This window comes from Streptomyces sp. NPDC056161, assembly GCF_042268025.1.
GTDB lineage: Bacteria > Actinomycetota > Actinomycetes > Streptomycetales > Streptomycetaceae > Streptomyces.
Window position 1 is genome coordinate 360478 of sequence record NZ_JBHJUV010000001.1, and the last position, 16293, is coordinate 376770.

Annotated in this window: 17 protein-coding genes; 10 read left to right on the forward strand and 7 right to left on the reverse strand. The window is 70.0% G+C overall.

What is annotated here, in order from left to right; translation table 11 throughout:
* The first annotated feature begins 123 nt into the window (after positions 1-123).
* From ACFC09_RS01620 to ACFC09_RS01630, 3 genes are all read left to right on the forward strand, one after another.
* Positions 124-1389, forward strand: coding sequence for a ParA family protein (locus tag ACFC09_RS01620; protein WP_376522655.1), 1266 nt, complete (start codon positions 124-126; stop codon positions 1387-1389).
* A complete protein-coding gene (locus ACFC09_RS01625; protein ID WP_376522657.1) occupies positions 1386-2666 on the forward strand; it encodes a ParB/RepB/Spo0J family partition protein in 1281 nt (426 codons plus the stop codon). Before ACFC09_RS01620 ends, ACFC09_RS01625 begins: the two co-directional genes overlap by 4 nt.
* A gap of 823 nt (positions 2667-3489) precedes the next feature.
* Positions 3490-4122 carry a peptide deformylase gene (locus ACFC09_RS01630; protein WP_376522659.1) on the forward strand — a complete coding sequence of 211 codons (633 nt, stop codon included), beginning with the start codon at positions 3490-3492 and terminating at the stop codon, positions 4120-4122.
* Positions 4123-4149: 27 nt separating this feature from the next.
* Here the strand turns inward: ACFC09_RS01630 and ACFC09_RS01635 are convergent, their stop codons facing one another.
* On the reverse strand, positions 4150-5172 hold the full coding sequence (locus ACFC09_RS01635) for a helix-turn-helix domain-containing protein (protein WP_376522660.1): 1023 nt from the start codon (positions 5170-5172) through the stop codon (positions 4150-4152).
* 459 nt (positions 5173-5631) lie between these two features.
* On the opposite strand from ACFC09_RS01635, the gene ACFC09_RS01640 reads away from it, so the two are divergent.
* Positions 5632-5952, forward strand: coding sequence for a hypothetical protein (locus tag ACFC09_RS01640; protein WP_376522662.1), 321 nt, complete (start codon positions 5632-5634; stop codon positions 5950-5952).
* A 273-nt stretch (positions 5953-6225) separates the two neighbouring features.
* On the opposite strand, the gene ACFC09_RS01645 is transcribed toward ACFC09_RS01640, so the two are convergent.
* The 3 genes from ACFC09_RS01645 to ACFC09_RS01655 all read right to left on the reverse strand — a co-directional run bounded on the left by ACFC09_RS01645 (position 6226) and on the right by ACFC09_RS01655 (position 8197).
* Positions 6226-6798, reverse strand: a complete 573-nt coding sequence (locus tag ACFC09_RS01645; protein WP_376522664.1) for a helix-turn-helix domain-containing protein — start codon at positions 6796-6798, stop codon at positions 6226-6228.
* Positions 6795-7487, reverse strand: coding sequence for a metal-dependent hydrolase (locus tag ACFC09_RS01650; RefSeq protein ID WP_376522666.1), 693 nt, complete (start codon positions 7485-7487; stop codon positions 6795-6797). Before ACFC09_RS01650 ends, ACFC09_RS01645 begins: the two co-directional genes overlap by 4 nt.
* A 542-nt stretch (positions 7488-8029) precedes the next feature.
* Positions 8030-8197, reverse strand: a complete 168-nt coding sequence (locus ACFC09_RS01655) for a hypothetical protein (protein ID WP_376522668.1) — start codon at positions 8195-8197, stop codon at positions 8030-8032.
* Positions 8198-8603: 406 nt separating this feature from the next.
* Between ACFC09_RS01655 and ACFC09_RS01660 the strand changes: the two genes are divergently transcribed.
* The 5 genes from ACFC09_RS01660 to ACFC09_RS01680 all read left to right on the forward strand — a co-directional run bounded on the left by ACFC09_RS01660 (position 8604) and on the right by ACFC09_RS01680 (position 12670).
* On the forward strand, positions 8604-9650 hold the full coding sequence (locus ACFC09_RS01660) for a hypothetical protein (protein ID WP_376522670.1): 1047 nt from the start codon (positions 8604-8606) through the stop codon (positions 9648-9650).
* A 298-nt stretch (positions 9651-9948) separates the two neighbouring features.
* The gene (locus tag ACFC09_RS01665; RefSeq protein WP_376522672.1) at positions 9949-10422 is read left to right on the forward strand and encodes an SsgA family sporulation/cell division regulator; all 474 of its coding nucleotides are present in this window, start codon (positions 9949-9951) and stop codon (positions 10420-10422) included.
* A 165-nt stretch (positions 10423-10587) separates the two neighbouring features.
* Positions 10588-11145 (forward strand): hypothetical protein, encoded by a 558-nt coding sequence (locus ACFC09_RS01670; RefSeq protein WP_376522674.1) that lies wholly within the window; start codon positions 10588-10590, stop codon positions 11143-11145.
* A gap of 252 nt (positions 11146-11397) precedes the next feature.
* On the forward strand, positions 11398-11928 hold the full coding sequence (locus ACFC09_RS01675) for a SigE family RNA polymerase sigma factor (RefSeq protein ID WP_376522676.1): 531 nt from the start codon (positions 11398-11400) through the stop codon (positions 11926-11928).
* On the forward strand, positions 11921-12670 hold the full coding sequence (locus ACFC09_RS01680; RefSeq protein WP_376522678.1) for a hypothetical protein: 750 nt from the start codon (positions 11921-11923) through the stop codon (positions 12668-12670). Before ACFC09_RS01675 ends, ACFC09_RS01680 begins: the two co-directional genes overlap by 8 nt.
* Before the next feature lie 315 nt (positions 12671-12985).
* On the opposite strand, the gene ACFC09_RS01685 is transcribed toward ACFC09_RS01680, so the two are convergent.
* Positions 12986-13411 (reverse strand): hypothetical protein, encoded by a 426-nt coding sequence (locus ACFC09_RS01685; protein ID WP_376522679.1) that lies wholly within the window; start codon positions 13409-13411, stop codon positions 12986-12988.
* 181 nt (positions 13412-13592) lie between these two features.
* Between ACFC09_RS01685 and ACFC09_RS01690 the strand changes: the two genes are divergently transcribed.
* Positions 13593-14141, forward strand: a complete 549-nt coding sequence (locus ACFC09_RS01690) for a CGNR zinc finger domain-containing protein (RefSeq protein WP_376522681.1) — start codon at positions 13593-13595, stop codon at positions 14139-14141.
* A 54-nt stretch (positions 14142-14195) separates the two neighbouring features.
* Here ACFC09_RS01690 and ACFC09_RS01695 read toward each other — a convergent pair whose 3' ends face one another.
* Both ACFC09_RS01695 and ACFC09_RS01700 read right to left on the reverse strand, forming a co-directional pair.
* Positions 14196-15179 (reverse strand): hypothetical protein, encoded by a 984-nt coding sequence (locus ACFC09_RS01695; protein ID WP_376522683.1) that lies wholly within the window; start codon positions 15177-15179, stop codon positions 14196-14198.
* Entirely contained in the window at positions 15163-16011 is an 849-nt protein-coding gene (locus ACFC09_RS01700) for an NAD(P)-dependent oxidoreductase (protein ID WP_376522685.1), read from the reverse strand. The genes ACFC09_RS01695 and ACFC09_RS01700 overlap by 17 nt, the downstream gene beginning before the upstream one ends.
* Positions 16012-16293: the final 282 nt, after the last annotated feature.

A 16293-nucleotide genomic window follows, 5' to 3' on the forward strand; every position in this document is an offset into this window, starting at 1 on the left:
CGAGCTGTGAACCTGGGGTCTCTATTACGCCGTAATAGGGCTGAGGGCGCTGACGCATCACCAAGTCGTACTAACTAACGTGTCGGTGCGGCAGATGATCTAGGACGTTAGTAAGGTAGCGCCATGAGTATGCCAGCCACCTCGAACGACCGGGCAAAGGTCGTCTCCAAACTGCCGGGATGGCTCCGGCAGAACCTCAAGATCAGATCCGCTCAACTCGGCATCGAGATCCAGACCGCGGTGGAGCAGGGGATCTCCCTGTGGTGTGGTCTCGCCTCAGGCATTGCCACGGTCGACACGGCCGGAGCCGAGTCCTTCTCCACGTTCCTTCCTCCGGGACAGTGGGAGGAGTTCCGAAGCATCGCGGAGGACCGCAAGGTCTCCCTCATCCAAGGGCTGGCACAGTCGGTTCAGCTCTGGTTGGACACCAATCCGGCACCGGACGTGGAGCGGCCCGCCGTCACCCGGCGGATCGTCGTGTGCAACCAGAAGGGCGGCGTCGGCAAGACCGCCATCACGGCGGGCATGGGGGAGGCGCTGTCGGAGGACCCCAACCAGCTGTATCCCGTGCGGGTGGCCAAGGCCCTGGCCACCGCTCTCCGTGCGGGCGAGACCGAAGACGGCGCAGCAGGATCCGACAACGATCCCCTCGGCGTCGAAAAGCTTCCGGGGCTCGGCTTGCGTGTCCTGCTCGTCGACTTCGACCCGCAATGCCACCTCACCAACCAACTGGGCGCCGCACCCCTGCCCATGGAAGGGGACAGCCTCACCAACCACATGGCGGGTGATCCCAGGGGAGACCTCAGGGACCTGATCGTCTCCATCGACGACGACCACTTCGGCGGACGACTGCACCTGCTGCCCGCCTGCCATGACGCCTTTCTCCTCGACGTACGGCTCTCCGCCGTGCGCGCTCGTGAGGCCGCTCTGGAGCGGGCACTGCTGCCGCTGGAAGGTGAGTACGACGTCATCCTGGTCGACTGTCCCCCCAGCCTCGGACTCAGCATGGACGCCGCCGCGTACTACGGTCGCCGACGCGAGGGCGAGCAGCCCGGCCAGTCCGGAGCGCTCATCGTCGTCCAGGCCGAGGACAGTTCGGCGGATGCCTACGACCTGCTGACCAACCAGATCGAAGACCTGCGCAATGACCTCGGCCTCGATGTCGGCTATCTGGGCATCGTCGTCAACCTTTACGACGGCCGGCGCGGCTACATCGCCACGTCCTCCTTGCAAGGATGGATCGACATAAAGGATCCGCGCGTGGTCGGGCTCATCAGCGACCTGAAGGAACAGAAAGAAGCTGTGCGGATGAAGCAGCCCCTGCTGAGTTACGCTCCCGCCTCGCAGCAGGCTGTCGGCATGCGCGCGCTGGCCCGGGAGATCTCGTGAGCAAGGCCGATCAGCTTGGAGCCGGGCGCTTCGGAGGCAGCGCCCGGCCTGTCAGTGCCCGACGCGCGGCCATCGGCGCCGCAACGGGCGTACCCACGGACGGAGTCGCCCCTCCGGGTCGACTCCCTGTCTCGCGCATCAGCCCCAATCCTGACAATCCCCGCAGGGCGCTGGGTGACCTCAGTGAACTGGCGGGCAGCCTCCAGGAACACGGTCAGAAGCAGGCCATCACCGTCATGAACCGTGATGCCTACATCAAGGCCAATCCCGAGAGGGAAGGGGACCTGGAGCCCAATACGACCCACGTCGTCGTCGACGGCAGCAGTCGTCTGGCTGCGGCCAGAGAAGCCGGTCTCACGCATCTCAGCGTCATGGTCGATGACGACCAGGGCAGCGACGGCCACGCCATCCTCGAATCCGCGCTCGTCGCCAACATCCACCGCAACGACCTGGATCCGTTGGATGAAGCGCGTGCCTTGCAGCGGTTGCTCGCCATCCACGGCTCGCAGGTCAAGCTCGCCAAGCGGCTGAGGAAGTCACAAGGATGGGTGTCACAACGCCTGGCCTTGTTGAACCTGACGCCGGAACTCCAGGCGGTCGTCGGCGAGGAGCCCGTTGAGTTTCTGCGGGCTGTGGCCAAAGAGCCACAGGGCCAGCAGGAAGCGGCGCTTGAGCAGCTCAAGGCAGAGCGCGCCCGTAAGGATGCGGAGAAGCAGGCAGCTGCCGCCCCGGCTCCCGTGCCCGTGCCCGTTCCGGTGGCAGTGGAGGAGCCGGAACCCACCACCGAGACGCGAACGGCGATGCAGCCGGAACCCGCCGAACGGCCGGAAGAGACCGCGCAGCCCGTGGTGCCCGAGGTACCGGAGGCCCCGGAGGTACCGGCGAGCGTTCCCTCCGCTCGTACGGATGAGCCGGAAAGCCAGCCCACTCCGGCTCCCGTAGTTCCTCCCGCTCCCGTAGTTACTCCCGCTTCCTCACCTCCGGATCCTTCGCCTCCCGCTCCCGTGGTGAAGGCCGAAGACCCCCAACCGGCGGGCTCTGTCGGCCGGAAGGGGAATGGGGAGCCGACCGAGACCGTTCCGGTGCCCCGGTCCGACAGCGGTGTGTCCGTCCCGGAACCTGAGTTGGCCGATGCGAACGTGTCGCCCAGTCGACGGCTTCCCTACGAGGACGGCGCCTTCATCGCGATGCACCTCATTCACAAGATGACCGACGTCGAGTTCGACCGGATGCTGGAGATTCTCAACAAGCACCGCCAGGAGCGCGCTGGGTCGTAGGCCGTGCCTGCGCCCGTCAGCCCTGAACCCACGGGCGTACGGGCGAGCAGCAACCCCTGTGGTGTCCACGGTCAAGTCCCGTGGTGACCACAGGGGTTGCTGCTTGGTCGGCCTGCGCCGTTCACTATTACGGCGTAATAGGGGTGGGGGAGTAGGAGAGATTCGCCGAGGGGTGGTCTTTGTCCACGTGCTGCTGCGGCTCGTCGTCGGCCGCCGTCGCGAGGGTGCTGTGGTCGCCGTGGTCAAGGGGCGGAGATATTGCGCACAATCGGACTTCTAGGTACGTAAGCACACTCAGATCGAACAGTTCGATTCTTCGCTCAGAACGATTCTCTCAGAAGTGTGTTCGTTCCGGTCGGAGTGCGTTCTCGTTCTGTCGGTCGCTGTGATGACGTCTTGAGCGCCGACAGCGTCGATTTGCTGACCCAGGATGGTAGGAGGCGCACGTCTTCATGACGGTTCGTATGGTCTGTCCTTGCTGTGCTTCGGAGGTCAGCCGTGCATTGCTCAGGGAGCCTCCACCGCGCTGATCGTCAGCATCCACGCACACATCATTTCCGCCCCCTCGGCGCGCCACTGTGGCCGAGCGATCAGAAGACGTATGCATACGTGTGGACAGGACACCCAACTCCGAGGGGCACAGGTACTCTTCCCATAGTCGAACGTGAGTCAGTCGGCCGTATGCCTGTTGCAGCGGTCGCTACACCGTCGACCTCTCTTCATTCTCACTTGTCAGCGACGGCTGTGAATTCTCCAGGCACTGAGTCCGCCTGAGTGAACAGCGGCGCACACGGAACGCATGGCAGATCCTGAAAGGCCGGGCATGGAACGCACCGAGCTCTCTGAAAAGGTGGCCCAACTCCTCGACGCGAAGGGCGCCTTGAGTATCGTCAACGCCGGTGATCCCGTGCTCCGGCAGAAGACCGAGCCCTACGAGGGACAGCTCGACGACGACACCCTGCAACGCCTGATCGTCCGTATGCGCACGACGATGGAGGACACCCCCTCGGCGGTCGGACTCGCCGCGCCCCAGGTCGGCATTCCCTTGCGCCTCGCGGTCCTTGCCACCCCCGAGCGGTTGTCCGCCTGGTTGATCGAGCGCGGACAGCAACCGGTGCCCTTCACCGTGCTGATCAATCCCTCGTACCGCGCTGCCGGTCGGCAGCGGGCGGCGAGCTTCGAGGGGTGCCTGAGCGTGCCGGGCTGGCAAGCGGTGGTCGCTCGCCCGGACCGTATAGAGCTGCGTCGGGAGGACGAGCGGGGCAAGCTCCTGGTGGAGGAATACGCCGGGCTCGGTGCACGGATCGTGCAGCACGAGAGCGACCACCTCGACGGGACGCTCTACGTCGACCGTGCCGAACTGCGTTCCCTGTCCACCATCGAGGAAGTGAAGGAGCGATGGGGCCCCGCCGGACTGGCGGCTACCGCTGAGCAGTTGGGCTTCCCGCTGCCGTAACGACGGGCCGGTCAGGGGTGGTTCGGTTCACAGCCAGCCGCGCCTGGCCGCCTGCCAGGCAAGCTGAACTCGGGAGCCGGCTCCGGCCTGTTCCATCAGGCTCTGCACGCGCCGTTGGACCGTTCTACGGCTGAGGCCCATCTGTGAGGCGATCGCCTTGTCGGGAACTCCCGCGATGAGCAACGAGAGGAGCCTGCTGTCGGCCGGCGAGAGCGACGGGTGGGTCGCGGCGTCGTGCCTGGTCAGGCCGTCCACGTCCGAGACACTGAGGGGGACCGCGTTCTCCCAGTAACTCTCGAACAGCGCACTCAGGGCGCTCAGCAGGTTGCCGTCCCGGACCAGGGCGGTGGTCGGCTGCTCGGGGCTGCCGTTGGGTCCGCCCGGAACCAGGGGGAAGATGGCGACCGATCGGTCGGCTATCGCGAGGCGGAGCGGGAGTTCGGGAACAGCACGGGCGTTCTCCCCGGCACGTACACCCGCAACAACGTTGTCAACGGTCCCTTCGTCGTCGAAGAACGCCTTCTCGTACAGCACGCGGTAGCGCACACCGCGGGCCAGTGCCTCGAACTCGTCGGTGTTGCTGCCCGAAGGCATCGCCACGTACTGCGCCTTGCAGAACCAGAGCATCTCCTCGCGAGCAGTCGCCTGGATCCGCTTCAGGCGTTGGCGCAGGGCCTCGGCGCCCGTGATGACCTCGAACAACTGCCCAGCGTCGTGGCGGCGCATGGTTTCGCGGTGCGCCTCAAGCAGACGGTCCGCCTCCGCTCGGGCGGCGTCCAGCGCCTGGGCGCTGTTCTTGATACGGGGGAGGAGGGCCACATCCGGGGGCACGGCCCGGAAGACCCTGGGGGTGCCGTCCGTGTGACTGGCCAGCCCCTGGCGCACCAGGGTTTCGAGCACACCGGTGCCGTCCAGGACGTCCATGCCGGTACGCAGGGCGACGTCCTCGGCGGTGGCGCCGCCCGCCGTCACGAGCATGTGATAGACGGCTGCCTGTTCCTGTGAGACTCCCACAGCTTCCAGCACTTCGCAGGACCTCCCCGTCCGCATGGCGTGGACAGTCCGAGACTGTACACAGCGTCGGGTGTGGCTGCGGCGAGCGGGCTGTGGAACCGCTCGCCCTTACCTCCTGTTTCGGGCAATACCGGGTCCAATGCCGGTAGTTCAGCACTGCTTCTCCCCGGCAGGGTATCCACGCGCCGGGGACGGCGGGGCCGCGGCCGAGGGGCCGCCGCGAGTGCGGCGGGACCGGCCGGCGTCGGGTGTGCGCCGTCCGCTGCCCAGTACTCCGGCCCGGTTGTCGCGGCGAGTTCGCCGAACATGTCGTCGGCGTCGAGCAGTTGCGCGTCGTACTCGCGGGCGACCACGACGGGATGGGCACCCGGCAGGACCTCTCGCCACCGACACCACGGTTCCGCCTGCGAGAGGTGATTCCAGCCTCTGCAACCTACTTCGTCGCCACGGCGTCCAACTCCGTGACGGACGAACGCCGATCACCCGGGAGAGCACGTGGCGAAGAAGGACCAGAAGACGGACGCGCCGACGGAGAAGGACCGCGAAAAGTGGATGGCGCGTTTCCAGGTACGGCTGGCCATGCAGCCGGGCGTGGACCGGGCGGTCGTGCTCCAGGCGGTCAAGGATGTCACGGGGCACTGCGCGGTTACGGGAGAGCACCCGCGGACTGCCTTCGGCGACCCGGACGTCTACGCCGTGCAGGCCGCCGCACGGCTGGTGCCGGCGGACCGGGCGGCGCGCGCGAAGCGGCAGAACGCCGTGGTGGACGGGCTCGACTCCGTGCTCAAGAGTGCCGGGGACATCGCCGGTCTGTGACCGGTTGACGCGACGTCCGTCATGGCCCGGCGCACGGTTCCGACCTGGCTTCCTTCCGCCGGGGCTATTGGGCGGCCCAGGCGATCGGTGGAGCGCAACCCGCCCGCCCCAGTCCGCATGGCGGTCGGCGCCGTAGGGCAGGTCCTGGCCGACGGCCGCGGCGGTGACGGCCCGGACGATCTCGGCCGAGGAGCCGACGGCGTTGTCAAGGGTGAACATCCGCCGGGTATCGGGCGCGGCGGGGACGGCGGTACCGATGTTCAGGGGTGTCTTTCAGCTGATGATGGGGGAGGCGATGACGACGGTGACGTCGGCCGCCTCGGGGCCGGTGCGGTAGATGTGCGGGGCGTCTCCGGCGAAGGCGAGCAGGTCGCCGGGGTGCAGGTCGGTGGGGGCGTCGGCGGGCCCGGCGGTGAGGTGGCCAGAGGAGACGAGCAGGTGCTCGATGGTGCCGGTGGCGTGCGGCACGCCGTCCAGATGTGTTCCTGGGGGCATGCGCAGCCGCCAGATCTCCAGGCTGTTGCCGCTGCTGATGCGGCGCAGCAGTTCGCGTCCCACTTCTCCGTCGGCCAGGTCGGTGCCGGGCACGAACACCGGTCCCGGGTCGATGTCCCGGGCGAGCAGGTCGGTCAGCGGGATGCGCAGGGCGATGGCGAGCGCGTCGAGGGTTTCGATGGTCGGGTTGCCCCGCCCGGCCTCCAACTGCGAGAGGGTCGCCTTGCTCAGGCCCGCCCGGCGGGCCAGCTCGGCACTGCTCATGCCGCGCTGCTCCCGGCGCCGGCGGATCTGGGCTCCGACCGCGATCGCGGTGCCGCTGGCGGGCCGGCGCTCCCCCGGCGGCGTCATGACCTCTCCCGGTGGACGGCACTGTAGGAGACGCGGATCCGGCCCTTCTTGACCTTCAGCGTCGCCAGCACGACGTCGGCGAGGTCGCCGAGACTGCGCACGTGGGTCCCCCCGCACGGCGCCGAGTGCAACTGGGCCAGGTGCACGATGCGTCGCCCCTCGGCATCGTTCTCCCAGGTCACCGGCCCATCCTGCGCGATGGCCTTGGCAACCGCGACACGGAGTGCCTCGGTGCCCTCCTCTCGGCCCTCCGGGGTGTCCAGGCGGGCGTCGGGCTGCGGCGCGGTGAACTCGATCCGGGCCTGGCCTGGGAAGTGGTTGTTCGCGGCGAGGACCCAGCCCTGGGCCCGTCCGGCCGCCTCGATCAGGTGGCCGGCCGTGTGCAGTGCGGCATGCGTGGTGCGCAGCGGCAGGTCGATGCGGACCTCGACCGGCTGTCCGACCGAGAATTCCGGCAGCGCGTCGTCGCCGCAGGCCACGGCCACGACCAGCCCGGAGTCGTGGTCGCGTACGGGAGTGATCTCGTGGCCGTCCACCCACCCGCGGTCGGCGGGCTGACCCCCGCCCTGCGGATGAAACAGACAGTGCTCGACCGCCACCCACGGTGTGCCGTCGCGTTTGCCTACGGCGGCCACCTGGGTGCGGGCCTGTGCCTCGTACGTATCTGCGTAGTAGGCGGGAACCTGCATGACACCCTCACTGTGAAAGAAGATTGAACTATGCGTTCACTATAACGAACGACGCCTGCGACGCCTGAATGAGGGTGTTGAAGGTCGCCGGGTCGCGCAGGGGGCGCAGCCCCTCACCCGGCGGGTGGGCGGTGAAGCTGTGGCGGCAGAGGCAATCTCCATCGAGTAACCCTGTTGACAGGTGACGAAATGCGATGTCATGATTTCATCACCACCTCATCAGGTGACGTAAGGAGTGTGTGTCTTCGGTCGGACGACCGGTCGGTGGGACACCTCCGATCCACGATCGCGGGTCCCGTGCTTCTTCCCCCAGCACGGGACCCGCTCCTTACGACCACGGCAGCACCGGTCCCGCCCACGCAGGCGTGGCCGGCCGGACAGACGGGCAGGGACATGGCCTCCACGACGCACACCACCGTGAAGAGCATCACCACGAAACACCTCCTTCCGAAACACCTCCTCCCGAAACACCTCGCCGTGGATCAGCGCACCGTGGATCGCACCACCGCGTCCGCCGCCCGGTCGGCTGCGTTGGCCTCTCGTCACGGTGCCGCCCGCTCCGGCCCGGTGCCGTCCGGAAGCGGTGGTACGACGGACTGCGGTGGGTGGCCCGATGCCACGCAGGTGTGGGCCTGGACGGCCGAGGCGGCGATGTCGGGTTTCGGGCCGGGCAGCGCGTACTTCTGCTGACAGCGGGCCGGGCGGCTCACCGGCGGCGTCGTCGATCGGCACACTGCCGACCCGGATTCAAAGGAAGACCGGTGAAGAAACATGTGATCTTCCGTGAACCCGCCGTCCGTCGATCGCGTGTATCAAGTGTGTGACTCCCGCCCCTCCGTGAGGCCGCGGGACGGGCGGGCTTTTCGTCACCCCCCGAAGGGAAGCCCGCCCGATTCGGCCCCGCTCGCTCGACTGTGGGGGCGAGCGAGCGGAACGGGGGGCTCGGCAACCGTGGTGCCGAGCCCCCCTGGCGAACAGGTGCCGGAAACCATGCCTGCGAGGGCCCTCCGTGGTGTCGGATGCCTCGGCGTCGAGGGCGGCAGAAGACGTAGAAGGCACCGCAGCCGCAGAAAAACCCAGAAGACTCAGAGGCGCAGAGGACAAGGAACGACGACGATGGCCGGGCTGAGTTACCGGGAAAGAACCGACGCCGCCCTGTGGAGCGACGTGCCGGAAACCGTGCTCCACGTGGCGGTGGACGCGTTCCGCGCCAGCTCCGGTGATCTCCTCATGGTGTGGGGCGAGATGGTGCAGTACCTCGGGCGGCAGCCGGCCGAGGTGCGTGCCCGTCTACTGGCGACGATCCCAGCCGTGTACGAGAAGGTACCCGTCGGTTCGGCGCTCCAGCTAGGGCTGCTCCACCTCGGCGTCGTCCTCGGCGAGGGCCTGTCCGCCGACACCATGGTGGCCGAGCGCATCGAGGCCGTCGCCATGATGGAGGACCGCTGGTGCGTCCAGCACCCTGCCCTGCTCCACCTGGCCCGCTGCGAGCTCGCCGCCGGCCGGACGCTGTCCCCGGCGGTCATCGCCACGGTGCGCCGTACCGCCCAGCTGATCGGGGATCCCGGATGGGCCGCGCTGGCCGCCCGATTGACGGATCCCGTGCTCAACGCGGGGGAGCAGTGGGCCGACGCCGCGCTGGCCGACGTCCTCGTGTCCGGTCCGGCCTGGTACGCACTCCTGTCCCATGCGGCGACCGCGCGAGCCGCGAAGCCGACGGCGAAGTGGCGGCGGACGGGCTGTGAACTGATCACCGGTGTCGGCGAGGCCGCCGTCCGGGAACGCGTTCTGTCCTGGCTGTCGCCGGCCGGTCGGGGCCGAAGCCGTCCGCTCGTCGAAAAGGCGACCGACGTGTGGGTGGCGGTCAACGAACAGTTCGACCCTTTCAACGCCAACGCCCTGCGCGGGCTGATCTGGTTGCTCTCCTTCCTGCCGCCCGACGAGGACACGGTGCTCGCCCTGGGCTCGCTCGTCGACACCTGTCTGGACGTGGTGCCCGGCCACGGACCACGCAACGCCAAGGTGGCCAACGCCGCCGTGAACGCCCTCGCGCGTCTCGGCGACCGGACCGCCGTGGACGAACTGCGCCGACTCGCCGAGCGAACCCAATACCGGAACACGCTCCGGCTGATCGACGCCGCGTTGGCCTCCCACAGCGGGTGACCCCCTCCCCGGGCGCGGCGCGGGGGCGCCGGACAGCGGCCGGTGGTCGGTGGCCGGTGGGTCGGTGGCCGGGCACCGGACACAGGGCAGTCGAATGACGTACGGGTGACCGCGGGCTCGCGGGCTCGCGGGCTCGCGCCGCGGTGACGCGGTGTGTGAGCGCCGGGCGTCGGTCCCTCCCGGCACGCTCGGTGACGGCTGCATCTTCACGCGCACCGTCAGGTGACTGATGCCGGGGCGCGCCGTCGTGGAGCAGAGTCAGCGCAACGGCCCCGCACCACGGAAGGGAATCCCCGTCATGAACGGCGAACAGTCCGGCCTTCGGATATGCCAGACGGCGCACGAGGAGCTGCCCGCGCTCTCTTTGGCCATCCACCGGGTGCTGGACGGTGTCCCGCGGCAGCCCGCTCGGGCGGATTTCCGGTTCGATCCGGCCACTCCCATGATCGTGTCCGTCACCTTCACCCCCTGGCACGGGTCGAGCGTGACCTGGCGCATCAGCCGTGAGCTGCTGCACCACGGGCTGGTGGAGGAGAGCGGCGAAGGCGATGTGCAGATGTGGCCCGCTCCGTGCGACGAGGGGAGGGCGGTCTGGCTGCTGCTGGAGTCGAAGGGCGTGAGTGCCGTCTTCGAGCTGCCCGCCCCGGCCCTGGAGGAGTGGCTCGACGCCACGTACGGGCTCGTGGCGGTCGAGGCGGAGACGGACGCCCTTGACTGGGACGCCTTCCTCACCGAAGTCCTGGACGGCCGCGAACCGTCGTCCGACGACTGAGCACCGGCGCCCGACGACTGAGCACCGTTGTCCGACGACTGAGCACCGGCGCCCGAACGGGCCGCCGTCAGCTGACCGATGTGCGGGGCGGGCCCCGGCGGCGGAGTGCGTGTCAGGCCGTACGCCGCCGGTCCCCGTCGTGCCCCATCACACGAAGGTGATCCCATGACGACGTTCGGCAGGTGGCCGGGGCGGTCGCGCGGCCCTCGGGTGACTCCGACCGGTGTTCCGCGACACCCGTCCACGGGTGACCGGGCCGGCCGGCCCGCCCTGACCCTGGTCCGGGGCCGTGACCCCTACGGCAGCCCGGTCGACCTGCGGACACTGACCAGGTCACCCATGCCCGGCGACGTCAGGGGAGCGCTGGTGACCTCGGCGGACCGCGTTCCCGGAGGCAGGCTCCAGGTCGTGTGGCTGCCGGTGACCGCGCCCGCGCGCATACCGCCCGGCGAGATCGCCCTGTCGTGGATCGGCGCCCGCGAGGGGCTGGTGGAGGTCACGGCCCGGCTCGGGCTCGCCGCCGGCCCCGTTCTGCTCGCGGTGTGGCCGGGGCTGGGCGGCGACTGGTCCGACACGGTGCGGCCCACCGTGGCCGAGGTGCGGGAGCTGCACGCCGCCCTGCGTCTGGCGACGGCCGCGCTGGAGTGCCGGGCCGGTCGGCCCGCGACAGGGATCGAAGGGACCGAAGGGACCGGGAATCCGGATCTATTCCCCGGAACGTGACCTTCCCCCGCGCGCCGGACGCTCCGGCGGGGCCCCGGGGCCCGGACAGCGAGGCCGACCGCGGTGCTCCGTAGTGCGATTCACCCTGTCGATCGGAGGTGCCGCGGGACAGGTGTGTCGACCGCTCTCCGGCGAGCGGTCGACACACCTGACTGGCCGCACACCCGCAAACGCGTGATTCATGTCACTGCGTGCAACCCGGCCGGGGACACGACCGGTTGTCCCCTGAACGGACGGCCACCGACTAGGAGCATGATGGCGACGGCGCGGGACGCGGGCCCGGACTTCGAGGAGTTCGTGGCGGCGCGCGGGGCAAGGCTGCTCCGGGTCGCCTGGATGCTGACGGGGGACGCGCATCTCGCGGAGGACCTGCTGCAGACCGTGCTGGCCAGGGTGTGGCCGAAGTGGCGCGGGCTGTCGGAGGAGAACCCCGAGGCGTATATCCGCAAGGCGCTGGTCAACACATATGCGTCGTGGTGGCAGCGGCGCTGGCGGGGCGAGATACCGCACGGCGAGGTGCCCGACGAGAGGGCCCCCGGGGACCCGTTCGCCTCGGTCGACCTGGAGCACTCGCTGTCGCTGGTGGTCAGGCGGCTGCCGCCGCGGCAGCGGGCCGTCGTGGTGCTGCGGTACTTCGAGGGGCTGAGCGTGGAGGAGACCGCTCAGGTGCTGGGTTGCCGGCCGGGGACCGTCAAGAGCCAGGCCGCCAGGGCACTGAACACGTTACGGCTGTGGTTGGCGGCCGTACCCGGATTGATGGAAGGGAGCGAGACACATGCCTGACACGGCTGGAGGGCGGTGGGACGGCACGGAAGCGGGGTTGCGTCTGCTCTTGGACGAGGGAGTGCCACGGCTTCCCGCCCCGGCCGACCGCATGGTCCGGGTGCGGTGGCGGGTACGGCTGCGCAGACGGCGCAGGATCATGGCGGCGGGCGAGCTGGCGGCGCTGGCCGTCGCCGCCCTGGCATTCACCGTTCGGACCGGCGGGCCGGTGTCCTCGGGGACCGACTGGACCCACACGGTGCCCGCGGCGTCTCCGTCGCCCGTCGAGACGCTCATGGACCGCTCCCGGCCGCTCAGGATCGCCCTGCCCGACGGCTGGCGCACGCTGTCGGCGACGGACGCCCACGGCACGTCCGTGGGCTTCGCCGCCACCCAGGTCCTGCCTGGGCCCGGCCCCGCGCAGTGCGTCACGGCCCAGGACGACCTGCTGACGCAGTGCAGGCCGCTGCGGACGCTGGAGACCGGAGGGGTGCTCATGGCGTTCCGCTACGGTGCCGGGGCGGCCCGGCGGACGGCCCCCGAGGCTCCGCTCCGGGTGGGCGCCGCGCACAGCCCGGCCGCGGGCTGTGCGGCGCTGGGAGCGGACCAGGAGATCTCCGGCTGGGTACGTGCTCGTCCCGACCCCCGGGGGCGGGTCCACGACGTACGCGTCATGGCGTGCCTGAAACAACCCACGAAGCGGACGGCCACCACCGTCAGGGACATTCTGACCAGGACCTTCGGGCCACCGGCCGGGAAGTGACCCCGGGCGCCGGGCCGCCGCGGCCGGTCACGCGGCGACCCGCACATGGGGACCGGCCGGCCTCATGTCGACCGGTCACATGAGGACCGGCTACATGAGGACCGGCTACATGAGGACCGGCTACATGAGGACCGGCTACATGAGGACTGGCTACGTGAGGACTGGCTACGTGAGGACTGGTCGCATGCGGATCGGTCGGATGCGGATCGGTCGCATGTCGGCTGGTCAGATTGGGACTGGTCACATGGGGGCCGGTCACGTGGCGACTGGTCACATGGGGACTCGTCGCATGGCCACCGGTCGCGTGGCCACCGGTCACGCGGCGGCTTTCAGCGGGCCGGCGAAGGACTTGCGCAGGGACGCCGGGGCGAAGAGGGGGAGCAGGGAGGCCAGTACCTTCCCCTTGAACGTGCCGGGCTCACGGGTGAGTTCCACGTCGACGCGCGTGCCCTCGCCCTCGGGCGTCAGCTGGAAGGTCCAGCCGCCGCCCGCCCCGAACAGTTTCGAGTCGAGGGTGGTGACGGTCACCTTGGCGGCGTCCCACTGGTAGCGCGCCCGCTCCCACGCGGCGCTGGTCCCTTCGGTCACTTCGGCCCAGTTCTCGCCCAGCTCATGGACGGTGAAGTGGTCGGCGTCGATGCTGGGCCAGCTCTCGGCGCGGCCGGGACCGAAGTCGGTCAGCACGGCGAGGGCCTGCTCGGGACGGAGGGAAGAGACAAGGTGGAAACGGACGACTGCCATGGGAGAGCCCCCTCATATCAGGAGTGGTCGTGACCGCGGTCGCGGTCGACCACCGGAGTAACCGGTTTGACTGGTGACGACTTTGGCATGCCTCGCTGTAACCTGTCAATCGGGTGATTTGCTGGCCGTGGATCGGGCCCGGGATATTGCATCTTCGCGGGTCACTGGTCAGTATGGTTACGTGAATCATGCATTTCCCTGTGGGACACTCCCTCTCGATTTCGTCGGCACCCTGCGAGCGCGGCGCAACGCCGCGCCGCTGGAGAAGCTCGCCTCCCCCGAACTGCTCGACGACTGGTTCGTGGAAGCCGGGATGCTCGATCTGGCTCCCGGCGCAGACGAGGCCGACCTCGCCATCGCCGTGGAGCTGCGCGAGTCGATCTACTCCCTGGTCGCGGCCCGGCTGGACGGCCGACCGCTGCCCGCCGAGGCGGTCGCCGAGCTGAACCTTCAGGCGTCGGGCCTGCCCGTGACGCTGCGACTCGGCCCCGACGGGCTGACCCGTACCGGCTCGGTCTCGCAGGGGCTCGCGGCCCTCGCCCGGGAGGCGGTCGAGATTCTCGGCGGTGACGAGGAAGCGCTGCTGCGCGAGTGCGCCCGCCCCGAGTGCACCCAGGTCTACCTGGATCGCTCGCGCGGCCACCGGCGGGAGTGGTGCGCCATGCGGACCTGCGGCAACCGGGTCAAGGCCGCCGCCTACCGGGCACGCCAGCACACCGCGAAGGTCTGATCAGCCGCAGACCGATCGGAGACCGATCGGACGCCGGCTGGAGACCGGCACGCGTCACCTCCCGGTACGGGAGCCGATGTCCTCCGTCGGCCGGACATCCACCGTGAACCGCAGGTGGTGGAGGATCGCGGCGCTGTCCGTGACGAGGGAGGCCAGCGGATTGTGCCCGCCGTCCGAGGGAAAGGGGATCGCCCTCTCGTAGCTCGCCGTCACCACGTGGTGCACCAGGCGGGCCGCACGCCTGACCCGGTCCGCCAGGGGCTCGCGGGCCGCGAGCGAGATGAGCTGCCCCAGCCCGGGGCGGTTGTACAGCTCCGCCGTGAACCCCAGCCGCTCCCCGCTCAGCAGTCCCGACAACTCGGCGGCAGCGGCGGCGGGGGAGACGGCGGGCCCGGCCACCGGGCTCGGACCCAGCACAGCCAGCTCGTCCGTCAGCCGGCTCGCGGCGCCCAGCGCCATGCCCGTGACCGCGGTCCACAGGAACCCGTCGTCCCGCGCCGGCAGCGCCGTGCCGGAGGAGTGGGTGGTGAAACCGGCCGGTACGTGGACGCCGTCGAGCCGGAACTCGGTGTCCGGACCGGCCGTGGAACGGACGGCGCGCAGGCCACCGGCGGTCTGCCGGGGCAGCACCCTCGACGCGACCACGAAGACGTCGGGTCGGTCCGGACGGCTCTCGGTCGCATCCTCGCGGGCCTCGCGGGCCTCGCGGGCCGTCTCCCGTGGAGCGGCGAGCGGCAGCGCCAGCCACGGCCCGGTCGCGGTGTCAGCAGGCAGGCGCCACCGTCCGAAGAGCGCGTACCCGCCGGGGACCGGCCGGGCGACCGGAGGGCCGCCGGGACCGTGCCGTGGCACGGCGTGGGGTAGCGGGGAGGCCCAGTTCCAGGCGGCCGTGAACGCGGCCCACGCCTCGCCGGGATCGGCGTGACCGGCACGCTCGTACGCCTCGAACACCCGGCCCGGGTCGGTGCCGGGCCCGGGTGCCGGACGCGGACGGTCCTGGCGGGTGAGTGTCGTCGTCCGCCTACGCGGCTCTGTCATGGCCCTCGTGTTCCTTGTCGTGCGTCGTATGCCCGTCGCCGGCGCCCCGCCCACGCTGCTGTCCGCGCACCGTGAGCACGACGTTCTCCACCGCCTCGCCCCGGGCGTAGCGGTGCAACTGCCGGACGAGGAACTCCTCGGTCATCGGGGCGAACGCGTCGGTGAACGCCGCCACATGCGGAGTGATCAGCGCACCGGGCAGCCGCCACAGCGGATGGCCGGACGGCAGGGGTTCCGGGTCCGTGACGTCGAGACCGGCCCGCAGCCGGCCACTGCGCACCTCGCGGGTCAGCGCCTCGGTGTCCACGAGTTCGCCCCGGCCGACGTTCACCAGGATCGCGCCGTCCGGCAGCAGAGCCAGCTCGGCGGGGCCCAGCATGCGGTGCGTCCTGTCGGTCAGCGGCGTGCAGAGGACCACCGCGTCCGCCGTCGGCAGCAGCGCGGGCAGATCGTCCGCCGAGTGCACCTGCCGCCCGGCGGCGGAGCGCGCGGTCCGGGCGACGGGCACGAGCTGACAGCCGAACGTGCGGAGCCGGTCGGCGACGGCCCTGCCGACGGCGCCGTAGCCGACGACCAGGACGCGCTTGCCGAGCAACGTGTGCCGGACGTCAGGTGCCCAGACACCCTCGGGCTGCCGGCGTACGAAGCCGTCGATGCCGCGGGACAGCGCGAGCAGCAGGGTGACCGCCAACTCCGCGGTGGCTCCGCCGTGCACCCCCCGCCCCGTGGACACCCGCAGGCCGGGCGGCATGCGGTCGACCAGCGGCAGGATGTGCTCGTGTCCCGAACTGAGCAGTTGGAGTACGTCGAGATTCCGGGTGAGGGGCAGCACGCGGGCCAACGGTCGCTCCGCGCCGGGAGCCGGGAGCCGGGAGCCCCACCAGGAAACCCACGTCGGCGGGATCGCTGGGCAGCGTGTCCGAGCCGTCCCAGTAGCGGTGGACGAGCCCGTCCGGGAGGCCGGCGATGCGCTCCGGGCGGTAAGGAAGCCAGACGGTCCGGCCGTCGTTCATGGTGTATCAGCTTTTCTGAACTGTCCCCGCCACGTGGCACGACGGCCGGCCGGCAGGCCGACGCCGGCCGGGCGGAGGGCTGGCGGTGGGATTCTCCCCGC